Source organism: Enterobacter cloacae complex sp. P40C2, assembly GCF_014930695.1.
In the GTDB taxonomy this organism is placed as follows: domain Bacteria; phylum Pseudomonadota; class Gammaproteobacteria; order Enterobacterales; family Enterobacteriaceae; genus Enterobacter; species Enterobacter pasteurii.
Genome location: NZ_JADBRP010000001.1, coordinates 437,053 through 450,907 on the forward strand (window position 1 = coordinate 437,053; position 13,855 = coordinate 450,907).

Genomic DNA, 13,855 nt, shown 5'->3' on the forward strand with positions numbered 1-13,855 from the left:
TCGTGTTTAAATCGAGCCGATGCTAATTTTTGTCATCGGCTGATTCAGACACGAGGACTTCATGAAAAACAATAACTATCAACAGCTCACCCGCACCTTCCAGCGCCTCTCACGCTTCTCTCACCTCACCTCCATCGCCAGCTGGGACATGTTCACCATGATGCCGCCAGGCGGCAGCGCCGCGCGGGGTGAAGCGCTGGCGGAGATGAGCGTCCTGCAACATCAGATCCTGACCGATAAAAAAGTGGGCGAATGGCTGTCCGCGGCGGCAGAAGAAGATCTGAACGACGTTGAGCAGGCCAACCTGCGTGAAATGACGCGTCACTACCAGCAGGCGACGCTGCTGCCGGAATCGCTGGTGGAGGCCAAATCGCTGGCAGGCAGCAGGTGCGAGCACGCCTGGCGCACCCAGCGTCCGGCCAACGACTGGCAGGGCTTCTCTGCCAACCTGAAGGAGGTGGTGAAACTCAGTCGTGAAGAAGCCCGCCTGCGTGCCGATGCCAAAGGCTGCACGCCTTACGACGCGCTGCTGGATATTTTTGAGCCGGACATGACCAGCGCCCGCCTGTACGTGCTGTTTGGCGACATGAAGTCGTGGCTGCCGGATCTGCTGGCAAAGGTGGTGGAAAAGCAGGCCCAGCATTCGTTCGTTCCGCCACAGAGCCCCTTCCCGACCGCAACCCAGCGCGAGCTGGGTCTGGAAGCAATGAAAATGCTTGGCTTCGATTTTAACGGCGGTCGTCTGGACGTCAGCGCCCATCCGTTCTGCGGCGGCGTGCCGGAGGACGTGCGAATCACCACACGTTATGATGAGGATGAGCTGCTCAGCGCGCTTTTCGGGGTGATCCACGAAACGGGACATGCCCGCTACGAGCAAAACCTTCCCCGGGCATGGGCCGGTCAGCCCGTTGCGCTGGCGCGCTCTACGGCGATACACGAATCCCAGAGCCTGTTTTTCGAGATGCAGCTTGGCCGCAGCGATGCGTTCCTGAAGCATCTGCTTCCGGCGGTGCATGCCCGCTTCGGCAGCCAGGCGGCATTCAGCGAAGAAAACTTCATTGCCTGGAACCAGCGCGTGAAGCCGGGATACATTCGCGTTGACGCGGATGAAGTCAGCTACCCGGCGCATGTGGTGCTGCGCTACGAGATTGAGCGCGCGCTGATCAACGGCGAAATCGAGGTCGATGATATCCCCGCCCTGTGGGATGAAAAAATGCAGGCCTGGCTTGGGCTGTCCACCAAAGACAACTACCGCAACGGCTGCATGCAGGATATCCACTGGACCGACGGCGGTTTTGGCTACTTCCCGTCCTATACGCTGGGGGCAATGTATGCGGCACAGCTGTTCCATGCCGCGAAAACCGCGCTGCCAGGGTTGCAGGACTCCATTGCCGGCGGCGATTTCACGGCGCTCTTTGAGTGGCTGCGTCAGAATATCTGGCAGCACGGCAGCCGCTTCAGCACCTCGCAGTTAATTATCCAGGCGACGGGGGAAGATCTGAACAGTCGATACTTCCGCGAACATCTGACTTCCCGCTACCTGTAATCGACCGCGCCGGGGTTAAACCCCGGCGTGTACATACGGTTACACGCCGATACCAATCACTCACGGAAACCCCGAATTTACAGGGATATAGTTATTTCAACGGCCCCGCAGTGGGGTTAACTGAAAAACCAAATTCGAGGGTATGAAAATGAAAAAAGTATTAGCTCTGGTTGTTGCCGCTGCTATGGGTCTGTCTTCTGCTGCATTCGCGGCGGAAACTACCGCCACCGCAGCGCCTGCGGCAGCCACCGCCGCTCCGGCCAAAGCGGTTCACCATAAAAAACACCACAAAGCAGCAAAACCTGCGGCAGAACAGAAGGCTCAGGCGGCGAAAAAGCACCACAAGAAGGCAACCAAACCTGCGGCAGAGCAGAAAGCCCAGGCCGCTAAAAAGCATCACAAGAAAGCGGTAAAACACGAAGCGGCTAAACCTGCTGCACAGCCGGCAGCGTAAGGTACAGGCTTAACCGTGCCCTTCGGGGCACGCTGGTAAACCGGCGCTGAACGGGAAACAGGTCAGCGCCGTTTTTTTATCCGGAGGGCGTATGCTGCGGCGCTATCGGTTTGAGTTCATTCTTATCCTGCTAATTTTATGCGCGCTCGTTGCCAGCCGTTTTTATCTTTCCTGAATGTAGCACGCTGATTTTACTCCCACTTTCCCGCTGTCCCGTCTATAGTATTTTCATAGGGTTCACTTTTAATAATCATAATTACCCCACCAGAGTGTGATATGCGTAAATCTGTTGTGCTGTTACTGGGAACGTTTAGCCTCTTTGCGGGCTTTTCACATGCGGATGATGGCGACGCCATTAGCGCTAAAGAGGTTAAGACGCTGTTTTTTGGTCATGACGACCGCACGCGTGTCACCGATCCTACCGACTCCCCCTGGGATGCCATCGGGCAGCTGGAAACCGCCAGCGGCAATTTATGTACAGCAACGCTAATTACGCCACACCTGGCGCTGACGGCGGGACACTGCCTGTTAATGCCGCCCGAGGGCAAGCCGGACAAGGCGATCGCCCTGCGCTTTGTGTCGCAAAAAGGGATATGGCGTTATGAAATTCACGGTATCGAGGGCCGGGTGGATCCGTCACTCGGTAAACGGTTAAAAGCGGACGGTGACGGCTGGATTGTGCCGCCGGGCGCGGCATCCTGGGATTTCGGCCTCATTGCCTTACGCTATCCGCCGTCCGGGATCGCCCCGCTGCCGCTTTTTGATGGCGACAAAGCCGCACTTACTGAAGCCCTGAAGGCCGCCGATCGAAAAGTGACGCAGGCAGGCTATCCTGTCGATCACCTCGATTCGCTGTACACCCATACGGACTGCATGGTAACGGGCTGGGCGCAAAGCAGCGTGCTGTCGCATCAGTGCGATACGCTGCCGGGTGACAGCGGATCGCCGCTGATGCTAAAAACCGATAAGGGCTGGCAGCTGATTGGCGTTCAAAGCTCGGCGCCGGCAGCGAAAGATCGCTGGCGGGCCGATAACCGGGCGCTGTCAGTGACCGGCTTCCGCGACAGGCTGGAGGCGCTGGCGCAGCAGTAGATTGCTCAGGCGAGCTTAATCATGATCATGCCTGTGAGCAGCAGTACCAGCCCAATCCAGCCTTTATTGTTTAAACGCTGGCCAAACATAATCCAGCCTGCTGCCAGGGTGGCGGCGATACCAAAGCCGCCCCACAGCGCATAGGCGACGGAAAGATCGATGCCTTTTACCGCCTGTGACAGGGCGCTGAACGCCCCCAGCACCGCGGCAATCGATAACAGGCCGTAGGCTTTACGACGGAAACCGTCAGAAAACTTCAGAAAGACGTTAGCCATTATTTCCAGAACGATCGCGAACCCCAGCCAGGCCGCGTGGATCCATTCAAACTGCTGCATGGGTCTGCTCCTTCTGCTGTTTAGCCGGCTTGCGGGTACCCGATTTAATCAGCACGATTCCTGCTACCAGGGTCGTCAGACCGGCAATTTTCATCGTCGTCAGGGTTTCGTCAAATAACAGCACGCTGAACAGCGTAATCAGCAAAATACCGATACCTTCCCACAATGCGTAGGCCACGCCGAGCGCGATTTTTTTAACCGCGAAAGAGAGAAAAATATAGGAAAGCGTAATCATCACCAGCATCAAAATAAAACCGGTGCTGCCGTCACTGACGCTCGCCCATTTCATCGACAAGGTGCCGGTAATTTCAGCGACGATAGCCAGAGCTAATAAAATCCAGTAAAACATGTTTTTCTCCTGCTTGAGAATATAATCCATCGAGGCTCGCTGCGGGCAGCAAACCAAAAAAATAGGGAATTAAATCAGTTAGCTAAGCGCATAGCGCCAGCTCAGGCAGAAGACGTGACTATAGCGCGGAACGCCAGTGTTGCTCACCGGAAAGAAGGCAGAGGGAGGTAGAAAACAGAGCAGAGTTGTTTGAAAAATACGTCCTGAACAAATTGTCCATAAAATTACAATTATCCGCGGTCTTGCTTCTCGTCTTTGCGGATGAAAATTGTCCTCAGTAGTTGAACACGCCTGATTTGTATCATAAGCCAGGAAATTACTCAAAGTCTTTTCACTTCTTTACCCACTCCGTTTGATTTTGGTTAGTTTATTGCAACCGCTTTACCCTCTATTATTAATAAAAACTTTTTGGGAACGTTCATGGCTAAACCCATTATTACCCTCAACGGGCTTAAGATCGTCATCATGCTGGGCATGCTGACGATCGTTTTAACCGGGGTCCGCTTCGCGGCCGATATCATCGTGCCCTTTATCCTGGCGCTGTTTATCGCGGTGATCCTCAACCCGCTGGTGCAGCGGATGGTGCGGCTGCGCATTCCTCGCGTGCTGGCGATAAGCCTGCTTATCAGCATTATTATCGTTGCGATGGTTTTGCTGGTGGCCTATCTGGGAACGTCCCTGAACGAGCTGGCGCGAACGTTGCCGAAGTATCGCTCCTCGCTGGCGATCCCGCTGCTGCAAATTGAGCCCTGGCTGCAGCGGGCAGGCATCGAAGTTTCGGTTGAGGAGCTGCTTAAGTACATCGATCCGAATGCCGCCATGACGATTGTGACCAGCCTGCTGGCGCAGCTGTCTAACGCGATGACCTCCATTTTCCTGCTGTTCCTGACGGTAGTATTTATGCTGCTGGAAGTCCCGCAACTGCCCGCAAAGCTTCAGCACCTTATGGTTCGTCCGGTTGAAGGAATGGGCGCCATTCAGCGCGCGCTCGACAGCGTCTCACGCTATCTGGTGCTGAAAACGGCCATCAGCCTGGTGACGGGGATCGTGGTCTGGGGGATGCTCGTCGCGCTGGACGTGCGTTTTGCCTTCGTCTGGGGGCTGCTGGCCTTTGCGCTTAACTACATCCCCAACATCGGCTCCGTGCTGGCGGCGATCCCCCCTATCCTTCAGACTCTGGTTTTTAGCGGATTATACGACGCGCTGATCCTGCTGGCGGGCTATCTGGTGATTAACCTCGTCTTCGGGAACATTCTTGAGCCACGAATGATGGGACGCGGGCTGGGGCTTTCCACCCTCGTTGTTTTCCTGTCCCTGATATTCTGGGGCTGGCTGCTCGGGCCTGTCGGCATGCTGCTCTCCGTTCCGCTGACCATTATCGTCAAAATTGGCCTTGAGCAGACGGCTGGTGGGCAAAGTATCGCGGTTCTGCTGAGCGATATGAGCCACAGGGCCGATTAATCCTCCATCGACAGCACGGGCTTGCCCGCTCTTCCCGCTTCGCGATAGTAACCCAGTGCCCTCTGCCATTCCGGCAGAGGGTGAAGGGCGACATCGCTGCACCGGCTGGCGCGCAGTTCAGGCCAGATACGCTGAAACTCCGCCTGCCACGCCCCTGCGCTGAGGCTGTCCAGATAGTTGCGGATATGAAACCAGGCCACGCGCGGCAACGCCCGCTGCTGCCGGAAGGTCTGCCCGGAGAGCAGCCCGTAGCAGACAAACGTCCCCCTTTCAGGCATCACGCTCAGAATCGTCTCCGCCAGGCTACCGCCCGTGGCGTCGTACACCACGTCCGCCCGAGAGGCCGCGGCGTTGATCGCCTCCCGGTCGTGCTGTGCGATCGGGACGATCCCCATATCAGCCAGGCGCCCGGCATGTACCGCTGAACGATGGATGCCGTAAACGGCTTCTGCCCCCGCCCGGCGCGCCCACTGGCCAAGAAGGATGGCGCAGTCCGAGCCGGCGGCGGTGAGCAGCACCGTTTTCCCGCTCGCAGGATAGCGGTCCAGCATCATCTGCGCGGCAAGCGGGTTGATATAGGCGCGCGCGGCAAGCAGCGAGTCGACGTCGTCCGGAACGGGAACGGCATATTCTGCCGGGCAGTCGACGTAGCGCTGCCAGGTTCCCTGCCCGCGCAGCGGCAGCACCCGCTTACCGAGCAGCGCCGCGTAAGCCGCGGGCGCTTCAGCCACTACGCCGACGCCTTCATAACCGGCGACCGCAGGCAGCGGCGTGCGGTGGCGATACGCTCCGGTAACGGGGATGAGATCGGAGGCGTTGACCGGAGCAAAAAGCATGCGCACCCGCAGATCTCCCGGCTTTAGCGCACAGAGCGCGGCGGATTCTGCCTGGAGTACCGATTCAGGCTCGCCAAAACGGCGATACCAGAGAGACAGGTTATGCATTGCCGTCCCGCCAGCCCATTTCAGGAGCGACGTGCTTCAGGATGGACTCAATAACGTGCGCGTTGTACTCCACGCCGAGCTGATTTGGCACGGTGAGCAATAGCGTATCCGCTTCCGCGATCGCTTCATCCTGCTTCAGCTGTTCAATCAGCCTGTCTGGCTCCGCGGCGTAGCTGCGGCCAAAGATTGCCCGCGTTTTTTCATCCAGATAGCCCACGCTGTCGCTCTCATTGCGGCCTGAACCGAAATACATCCGGTCACGATCGTCCATCAGGGCAAAAATGCTGCGGCTGACCGAAACGCGTGGCTGTCGCGCGTGCCCCGCATCAGCCCAGGCCTGCCGGTAGGCGCGGATCTGTTTTGCCTGCTGGATGTGGAACGGCTCGCCGGTTTCATCGTCTTTCAGCGTTGAGCTTTGCAGATTCATCCCCAGCTTTGCCGCCCATACTGCTGTTGCATTTGAGCCCGCGCCCCACCAGATACGTTCACGCAGGCCGTCCGAGTGCGGCTCGAGTCGCAGCAGCCCCGGCGGATTCGGAAACATCGGCTGTGGATTCGGTTTTGCAAACCCCTCACCGCGCAGGACGTCAAGCAGCACCTCCGTGTGGCGGCGCGCCATATCGGATTCGTTTTCGCCATCCTGCGGCACATAGCCAAAATGCCGCCAGCCGTCAATCACCTGCTCCGGGGAGCCGCGGCTGATGCCAAGCTGTAGCCGTCCGCCAGAAATCAGATCGGCCGCACCGGCATCCTCCGCCATATACAGCGGATTTTCATAGCGCATGTCGATCACGCCCGTACCGATTTCGATACGCCTGGTTTTTGCGCCTATCGCAGCCAGCAGCGGGAACGGGGAGCCGAGCTGGCGGGCAAAGTGATGCACCCTGAAATACGCCCCGTCCGCCCCCAGCTCCTCGGCAGCAACCGCCAGGTCGATAGACTGCAGCAGCGCGTCTGCCGCGCTTCGCGTGGCGGACTGGGAGGACGGCGTCCAGTGGCCAAACGACAAAAATCCGATCTTTTTCATAATGACGTATCCTGATGAAGCATTGCGTAATCCCTACTTTACGCATACACGGATGAGAATAAATGGTGATTATTTAACGGAATGGTTCAAATAAACTGACTAAAGCCATCAGACCTGAACCTATAATACACTGGTTATCTGCTTGATTTAGCGTTATTACTGAAAGCTAATCCCTGCCATGCGGACCATCTAATGAAAAGACGCTATATCGTTGCAGATGTTTTTACAGATACCCCTTTCCTCGGTAACCCGGTCGCCGTTGTCCTCGATGCTGAAGGTATGAGCGCTGAACAGATGCAGCAGGTTGCCGTTGAATTTGGCTACAGCGAAACGACATTTGTGCTGCCGCCAGAAAACGACTCTTGTACGGCGCGCGTGCGGATATTTACCCCTTCCCGCGAGATCCCTTTTGCCGGACACCCCAACGTTGGAACTGCCTACGTGCTAGGACGCAACGCTATGCTGAACGGAAAAACGTTGCCCGACACGTTGCACTTCGAAGAGATAGCAGGGCGGGTGCCGGTGCGGCTATTAACAGAGAACAACGTGGTGACGGGCGCAGAACTGTTAGTGCCCGAAGCGCTCACCTGCCGCTCTGAAGTCAGTGCAGAAAACGTCGCTGCCTGCCTCTCATTAAGTCCGGATGATATTCGCACGAAGGTGCATAAACCCGTCGTTGCGTCGGTGGGTCTGCCTTTTTTGATCGCGGAACTGACCACCCGCGATGCGCTTCGTCGGTGCGTTCCTAATTTACAGGGCTTTCGCGCCATTCTGCCGCTTGACGGCGCGGTCTCTGTCTACGCATACACGCTGGATAAGGCTTCGGATGAGAACTTTGATCTACAGGCGCGTATGTTTACTCCCCGTATGACGGAAGATCCCGCAACAGGCAGCGCAACCGCAGCAGCCACGGCATTACTGGCATTGCATTGTGACAAAACAACGCTTTCACTGAAGGTCAGCCAGGGCGTTGATATGGGACGAGCAAGCGTACTGTTTGCGGAATACGATGCTTCATCAGGAGAGGCAGTTGTTCGAGTAGGCGGGAAATGTGTCATTACGTTTGAAGGCACTTTTACGCTCTGACGCCGGGACGAATTCCCCTTCCTTTCCCTTATGGGCTATATTGGCACGATATTTTTCTGACAGGTACTTCAGCAATGGCTCTTATCCCCAAAAACTACGCACGGCTGGAAAGCGGATACCGTGAAAAAGCGCTAAAAATCTACCCATGGGTTTGCGGACGCTGCTCGCGCGAGTTTGTTTATTCGAATCTTCGTGAACTTACGGTTCACCATATCGACCACGATCACACCAACAACCCGGAAGACGGCAGTAACTGGGAGCTGCTGTGTCTGTTTTGCCACGATCACGAACACTCGAAGTACACCGAGGCGGACCAGTATGGCACCACCGTTGTCGCGGGTGAGGATGCGCAAAAAGACGTTGGCGTCGCCACGTTTAACCCCTTCGCCGATTTAAAAGCGATGATGAACAAGAAGAAATAATATCGACGGCTTTACTGCCCATACCTGCCGTATGGGCAGTCAGTAAAAGAAAGGTGATGTATTCCAGTCATAGGTTGAACAAGGAGACGGCCTTAATATCGGCTTCAGGATTCACGCGTTTTACAGTCTCTAAAAAAGCAGCGAAGTTTTGATTAAACACCGTCAGATTATTATAAAACTGCACCTGTTTTTCACCGGCTCCCTCAAGATAGCTCACAGACCAGAGCCGCCTGTTATTTACCACTATCGATCCCGGCTTAATTTTTACGATAGCCGCAAGCGCAATTTTACGGGCATCACCCTTTATAACCTCGTATAAATACTGCTCATCATAATAGTAGGTTTTACCTGACGATCCGCCAAACCAGAAAGGATGGGTAGAGATTTTTTTCAATCCCCGACTGTCGGCAACGATACGCTTTGGATGCCGAATACGCCTGACGAAAAAGCGCATCAGCATAATCAGTGCCGCAAAAGACAGCACCACGAAAAGTAAGTTAATGCTCTCCCGCATATTTCGTTACCTGCCACGCATAATGCTAAGTGGAGGAGTATAGCGTAGGCCGGTAGCCCAGGGAACGAATGCGCAGCAATGGCGGATGGAATCGGAAATGCTTTCGCCCCGGCACGCAACGCGATGTGCCGATCTCCTTACGGTTAAGTGATATTAATAATTGCTGCCAGGTTGTAAATTTCTCCTTGCCGGACGGGACAAATCGGTTATCGTGCCGGGCAACTTTCCTAGCAACAACACAGTGGGATGCGCTATGGCGATTTTTGATGGTCACAACGACCTGTTGCTTAATCTTTGGCTTCACCATCGCCAGGATCCGGTTACGGCCTTCTTTTCGGGCATCGGGAACGGACATCTCGATTATCCGCGCATGCAGCAGGGCGGATTTTCCGGCGGGCTGTTTGCCCTCTTCGTGCCGCCGCAGGCGTATATCGCCCGCATGGCGCCGCAGCACGCCGACGAGCCGTGGCAGCCGGTCGACATTCTCTGGCAGCAGCTGGCGATCCTTAAGCAGATCGTCGCGCAATCTGCTGGCCGCGCGCGACTGTGCCTGAGCGCGGCGGATATTGAACGCTGCCGTCAGGACAAGGTGCTGGCGATGGTGGCGCATATTGAGGGCGCGGGCGGTTTCGACAGTGACGGAGACGACCTGCATGCTTTTTATGCCGCCGGCGTGCGCAGCATTGGTCCATTCTGGAATATTGCTAACCGCTTTGGCACCGGCGTAAACGGCGCCTTTCCCGGCAGCCCGGACAGCGGTCCTGGACTCACCCCGGAAGGTATCGCCTTCATCAGGCAGGCTAACGCCCTGAACATGCTGATTGACGTCTCGCATATGAATGAAAAGGCGTTCTGGGATACCGCCCGCCATTCCTCGGCACCGCTGGTCGCCACCCACTCCAACGCCCACACGCTGTGCCCGCAGCCGCGTAATTTAACCGATCGGCAGCTGCTGGCTATCCGCAACAGCGGCGGCGTGGTGGGCGTAAATTTCGGCAATGCCTTTCTGCGCGCCGACGGTAAACGCGATAGCGACACCCCGCTGAGCACTATTGTTCGCCATATCGACTATCTTATTAACATCATGGGTGACGATTGCGTCGCGCTGGGATCGGACTTTGACGGCATTACGCTGCCTGATGAGTTAGGCGACGTGAGTGGTTTACCGCGGCTAATCAGCGCGTTGCGCGCTAGCGGCTATGATCAATTAATGCTGGATAAGCTGCTGTGGGGCAACTGGCAAAAGGTATTAAAAAATGTTTGGCAACAATAGGTTGTATTGTAAACATTAAGTTAATTCCTTACATTTTGCGGGTTGAGCTTTACCCCTCTGTAGCGCATTATTTGATGGATATCACAAAACCGGCACAAACGATGGTGTTAGTGCCGTATTTTTATAGAGGAAAAAACGATGTGGAAGAAACCTGCTTTTATTGATTTACGTCTTGGCCTGGAAGTGACGCTGTACATTTCCAACCGCTAATCGCTCTGCCCGCCATCCGTGCGGGCATTTTCGTTTGACTACCTGGTCCATCTCCATGTTTATTAAAGTCCTCGGCTCCGCCGCCGGCGGCGGTTTCCCCCAGTGGAACTGTAACTGCGCCAACTGTCAGGGTTTACGCAACGGCACCATCCAGGCTACCCCCCGCACCCAGTCGTCCATCATCGTCAGCGATGACGGCAAAGAGTGGGTGCTGTGTAACGCCTCCCCCGATATCGCCCAGCAGATCGCGCATACGCCGGAACTGAATAAGAAAGGCGTTCTGCGCGGGACGCATATCGGCGGCATTATCCTTACCGATAGCCAGATTGACCACACCACCGGGCTGCTCAGCCTGCGCGAGGGATGCCCGCATCACGTATGGTGTACGCCGGAGGTGCATGAGGATCTCTCCAGCGGTTTTCCGATTTTTACCATGCTAAAGCACTGGAACGGCGGCCTGATTCATCATCCCATCGCCCCGCTCAGCCCGTTTAGCGTGGAAGCCTGCCCGGACCTGGAGTTTACCGCTGTCCCCATTGCCAGTAACGCGCCGCCCTATTCCCCGTGGCGCGACCGCCCGCTGCCGGGCCATAACGTGGCGCTGTTTATCAAAAACCGCCGTAACGGCCAGACGCTGTTCTACGCCCCGGGACTCGGCGAACCCGACGATGCCATCCTGCCGTGGCTAAACAAGGCGGACTGTCTGCTGATTGACGGTACCGTCTGGCAGGACGATGAGCTACAGGCCGCCGGCGTCGGGCGCAATACCGGTCGCGACATGGGCCACCTGGCGCTCGGGGATGAACACGGCATGATGGCGCTGCTGGCCTCCCTGCCGGCCAGGCGCAAAATTCTGATTCATATTAATAACACCAACCCGATCCTTAACGAGCAATCGCCGCAGCGTCACGCCCTTGCAGAGCAGGGAATAGAGGTGAGCTGGGACGGGATGAACATTACGCTTCAGGACTAACTATGCACATTCGCGAAACGCTGTCGCCGCAAGAGTTTGAACACGCCCTGCGGGCGAAAGGCGCCTACTATCATATTCACCATCCATACCATATCGCGATGCACAACGGCGAGGCCAGCCGCGAGCAGATCCAGGGCTGGGTGGCGAACCGCTTTTACTACCAGACCACCATTCCGCTGAAAGACGCGGCAATCATGGCAAACTGCCCCGATCCGCACACGCGTCGCAAGTGGGTGCAGCGGATCCTCGACCATGACGGCAGCAACGGCCATGACGGCGGTATCGAAGCCTGGCTTCAGCTGGGCGAAGCCGTAGGGCTTAGCCGCGACGACTTAATCAGCGAACGCCACGTGCTGCCCGGCGTCCGTTTCGCCGTTGAGGCTTACGTTAACTTCGCCCGCCGCGCCTGCTGGCAGGAGGCGGCCTGCAGCTCGCTGACCGAGCTGTTTGCCCCGCAAATTCACCAGTCGCGTCTCGACAGCTGGCCGCAACACTATCCGTGGATCAAAGAGGAAGGCTATTTTTATTTCCGCAGCCGCCTCAGCCAGGCCCGCCGCGACGTTGAGCATGGCCTGGAACTGGCGAAAACCTACTGCGATAGCGCAGAGAAGCAGAATCGGATGCTGGAGATCCTGCAGTTCAAGCTCGATATCCTTTGGACGATGCTCGACGCGATGACCATGGCCTACGCGCTGAAGCGCCCTCCCTATCACACGGTCACCGACAAAGCGGCCTGGCACACAACCCGACTGGTATAAGCATGAAAAAGAACGCAATCGTCGCCTTTCGCCGTGGCTATCGCCTGCAGTGGGAAGCCGCTCAGGACAGCCATGTGATCCTCTATCCGGAAGGGATGGCTAAACTTAATGAAACCGCGGCCGCGATCCTCGAGCTGGTTGACGGCCAGCGCGATGCGGCTGCGATTATTGCCGAACTCAACGAGCGGTTCCCGGAAGCCGGCGGCGTCGATGACGACGTCGTTGAATTCCTGCAAATTGCTTACCAACAGAAGTGGATAATTTTCCGTGAGCCAGAATAAAACCGCCGTCAATCCACCGCTGTGGCTGCTGGCGGAGCTGACCTACCGCTGCCCGCTACAGTGCCCCTACTGCTCTAACCCGCTAGATTTTGCCCGGCAGGATCGGGAGCTCACCACCGAACAGTGGATCGACGTTTTCCGCCAGGCGCGGGCAATGGGCAGCGTGCAGATGGGCTTCTCCGGCGGCGAACCGCTCACGCGTAAAGACCTGCCTGAGCTGATTCGCGCCGCCCGCGATCTGGGTTTTTATACCAACCTGATTACCTCGGGAATTGGCCTGACGGAAAGCAAGCTTGACGCGTTCAGCGAGGCCGGTCTCGATCATATCCAGATAAGCTTCCAGGCCAGCGATGAGGTGCTCAACGCCGCGCTGGCGGGGAATAAAAAAGCTTTTCAGCAGAAGCTGGCGATGGCCAAAGCGGTTAAGGCGCGCGATTACCCGATGGTGCTCAACTTCGTCCTGCACCGGCATAACATCGATCAGATCGATAAAATCATCGAGCTGTGCATCGAACTGGACGCCGACGACGTTGAGCTTGCCACCTGCCAGTTCTACGGCTGGGCGTTCCTTAATCGCCAGGGTCTACTGCCGACGCGGGAACAGATTGCCCGCGCTGAACGGGTGGTTGCCGAATACCGACATAAAATGGCTGCCGCGGGCAATCTGACCAACCTGCTGTTCGTCACGCCCGATTATTATGAGGAACGGCCGAAAGGCTGCATGGGCGGCTGGGGTTCGGTTTTCCTCAGCGTCACCCCGGAAGGGACGGCGCTGCCCTGCCACAGCGCGCGCCAGCTGCCGGTGGAGTTCCCCTCGGTGCTTGAGCAGAGCCTGGAATCCATCTGGTATGACTCCTTCGGCTTCAACCGCTATCGCGGCTTTGACTGGATGCCGGAGCCGTGTCGTTCCTGCGATGAAAAGGAGAAGGACTTCGGCGGCTGCCGCTGCCAGGCCTTTATGCTTACCGGCAGCGCGGACAACGCCGATCCGGTGTGCAGCAAATCGCCGCATCACCATAAAATCCTCGAAGCGCGGCGCGAAGCGGCCTGTAGCGACATGAAAATCGGCCAGCTACAGTTCCGCAACCGTACCCGCTCCCAGCTCATCTACAAAACCCGGGAACTCTGAG

18 protein-coding genes and 1 pseudogene are annotated in these 13,855 nt (G+C 56.8%); 14 read left to right on the forward strand and 5 right to left on the reverse strand.

Annotation, left to right across the window (positions count from 1 at the left end; translation table 11 throughout):
* Positions 1 to 61 precede the first annotated feature (61 nt).
* From IM304_RS02045 to IM304_RS02055, 4 genes are all read left to right on the forward strand, one after another.
* Positions 62 to 1,546, forward strand: a complete 1,485-nt coding sequence (locus IM304_RS02045) for a carboxypeptidase M32 (protein WP_193356155.1) — start codon at positions 62 to 64, stop codon at positions 1,544 to 1,546.
* 148 nt (positions 1,547 to 1,694) lie between these two features.
* The gene (asr, locus tag IM304_RS02050) at positions 1,695 to 2,000 is read left to right on the forward strand and encodes an acid resistance repetitive basic protein Asr (RefSeq protein WP_193356156.1); all 306 of its coding nucleotides are present in this window, start codon (positions 1,695 to 1,697) and stop codon (positions 1,998 to 2,000) included.
* Between the two features lie 91 nt (positions 2,001 to 2,091).
* Positions 2,092 to 2,175 carry a hypothetical protein gene (locus IM304_RS22400; RefSeq protein WP_148419184.1) on the forward strand — a complete coding sequence of 28 codons (84 nt, stop codon included), beginning with the start codon at positions 2,092 to 2,094 and terminating at the stop codon, positions 2,173 to 2,175.
* Between the two features lie 101 nt (positions 2,176 to 2,276).
* Positions 2,277 to 3,092 (forward strand): serine protease, encoded by an 816-nt coding sequence (locus tag IM304_RS02055; protein WP_193356157.1) that lies wholly within the window; start codon positions 2,277 to 2,279, stop codon positions 3,090 to 3,092.
* 5 nt (positions 3,093 to 3,097) lie between these two features.
* Here the strand turns inward: IM304_RS02055 and mdtI are convergent, their stop codons facing one another.
* Both mdtI and mdtJ read right to left on the reverse strand, forming a co-directional pair.
* Positions 3,098 to 3,427, reverse strand: coding sequence for a multidrug/spermidine efflux SMR transporter subunit MdtI (gene mdtI / locus IM304_RS02060; RefSeq protein ID WP_193356158.1), 330 nt, complete (start codon positions 3,425 to 3,427; stop codon positions 3,098 to 3,100).
* A complete protein-coding gene (gene mdtJ, locus IM304_RS02065) occupies positions 3,414 to 3,776 on the reverse strand; it encodes a multidrug/spermidine efflux SMR transporter subunit MdtJ (protein WP_193356159.1) in 363 nt (120 codons plus the stop codon). Before mdtJ ends, mdtI begins: the two co-directional genes overlap by 14 nt.
* A gap of 420 nt (positions 3,777 to 4,196) precedes the next feature.
* Between mdtJ and IM304_RS02070 the strand changes: the two genes are divergently transcribed.
* Positions 4,197 to 5,237, forward strand: coding sequence for an AI-2E family transporter (locus IM304_RS02070; protein WP_148418793.1), 1,041 nt, complete (start codon positions 4,197 to 4,199; stop codon positions 5,235 to 5,237).
* On the opposite strand, the gene IM304_RS02075 is transcribed toward IM304_RS02070, so the two are convergent.
* Both IM304_RS02075 and IM304_RS02080 read right to left on the reverse strand, forming a co-directional pair.
* The gene (locus IM304_RS02075) at positions 5,234 to 6,181 is read right to left on the reverse strand and encodes a zinc-dependent alcohol dehydrogenase family protein (protein WP_193356160.1); all 948 of its coding nucleotides are present in this window, start codon (positions 6,179 to 6,181) and stop codon (positions 5,234 to 5,236) included. The two genes, IM304_RS02070 and IM304_RS02075, sit on opposite strands and share 4 nt — an antisense overlap.
* Entirely contained in the window at positions 6,174 to 7,208 is a 1,035-nt protein-coding gene (locus tag IM304_RS02080) for an LLM class flavin-dependent oxidoreductase (RefSeq protein WP_193356161.1), read from the reverse strand. The genes IM304_RS02075 and IM304_RS02080 overlap by 8 nt, the downstream gene beginning before the upstream one ends.
* A gap of 192 nt (positions 7,209 to 7,400) precedes the next feature.
* Here IM304_RS02080 and IM304_RS02085 point away from each other — a divergent pair, with 192 nt between their 5' ends.
* A complete protein-coding gene (locus IM304_RS02085; protein ID WP_193356162.1) occupies positions 7,401 to 8,294 on the forward strand; it encodes a PhzF family phenazine biosynthesis protein in 894 nt (297 codons plus the stop codon).
* Positions 8,295 to 8,368: 74 nt separating this feature from the next.
* Entirely contained in the window at positions 8,369 to 8,716 is a 348-nt protein-coding gene (gene yajD / locus IM304_RS02090; protein ID WP_006808895.1) for an HNH nuclease YajD, read from the forward strand.
* A 67-nt stretch (positions 8,717 to 8,783) separates the two neighbouring features.
* Here the strand turns inward: yajD and IM304_RS02095 are convergent, their stop codons facing one another.
* Entirely contained in the window at positions 8,784 to 9,230 is a 447-nt protein-coding gene (locus IM304_RS02095) for a hypothetical protein (protein WP_193356163.1), read from the reverse strand.
* A 64-nt stretch (positions 9,231 to 9,294) separates the two neighbouring features.
* Here IM304_RS02095 and IM304_RS22405 point away from each other — a divergent pair.
* The 7 genes and pseudogenes from IM304_RS22405 to pqqE form a co-directional block, all read left to right on the forward strand.
* Positions 9,295 to 9,381, forward strand: a pseudogene (locus IM304_RS22405) (DUF4113 domain-containing protein); the annotation flags it as partial.
* A gap of 102 nt (positions 9,382 to 9,483) precedes the next feature.
* The gene (locus IM304_RS02105) at positions 9,484 to 10,503 is read left to right on the forward strand and encodes a dipeptidase (RefSeq protein ID WP_193356164.1); all 1,020 of its coding nucleotides are present in this window, start codon (positions 9,484 to 9,486) and stop codon (positions 10,501 to 10,503) included.
* A gap of 138 nt (positions 10,504 to 10,641) precedes the next feature.
* Positions 10,642 to 10,713 (forward strand): pyrroloquinoline quinone precursor peptide PqqA, encoded by a 72-nt coding sequence (gene pqqA / locus IM304_RS02110; protein WP_002905689.1) that lies wholly within the window; start codon positions 10,642 to 10,644, stop codon positions 10,711 to 10,713.
* Positions 10,714 to 10,768: 55 nt separating this feature from the next.
* Positions 10,769 to 11,686, forward strand: a complete 918-nt coding sequence (gene pqqB / locus IM304_RS02115) for a pyrroloquinoline quinone biosynthesis protein PqqB (RefSeq protein ID WP_193356165.1) — start codon at positions 10,769 to 10,771, stop codon at positions 11,684 to 11,686.
* Positions 11,687 to 11,688: 2 nt separating this feature from the next.
* The gene (gene pqqC / locus IM304_RS02120) at positions 11,689 to 12,444 is read left to right on the forward strand and encodes a pyrroloquinoline-quinone synthase PqqC (protein WP_193356166.1); all 756 of its coding nucleotides are present in this window, start codon (positions 11,689 to 11,691) and stop codon (positions 12,442 to 12,444) included.
* 2 nt (positions 12,445 to 12,446) lie between these two features.
* Entirely contained in the window at positions 12,447 to 12,725 is a 279-nt protein-coding gene (gene pqqD / locus IM304_RS02125; RefSeq protein WP_148418805.1) for a pyrroloquinoline quinone biosynthesis peptide chaperone PqqD, read from the forward strand.
* Complete coding sequence (gene pqqE, locus IM304_RS02130) at positions 12,712 to 13,854, forward strand: pyrroloquinoline quinone biosynthesis protein PqqE (RefSeq protein ID WP_193356167.1); 1,143 nt, start codon at positions 12,712 to 12,714, stop codon at positions 13,852 to 13,854. The genes pqqD and pqqE overlap by 14 nt, the downstream gene beginning before the upstream one ends.
* The last annotated feature ends 1 nt before the right edge of the window (position 13,855 follow it).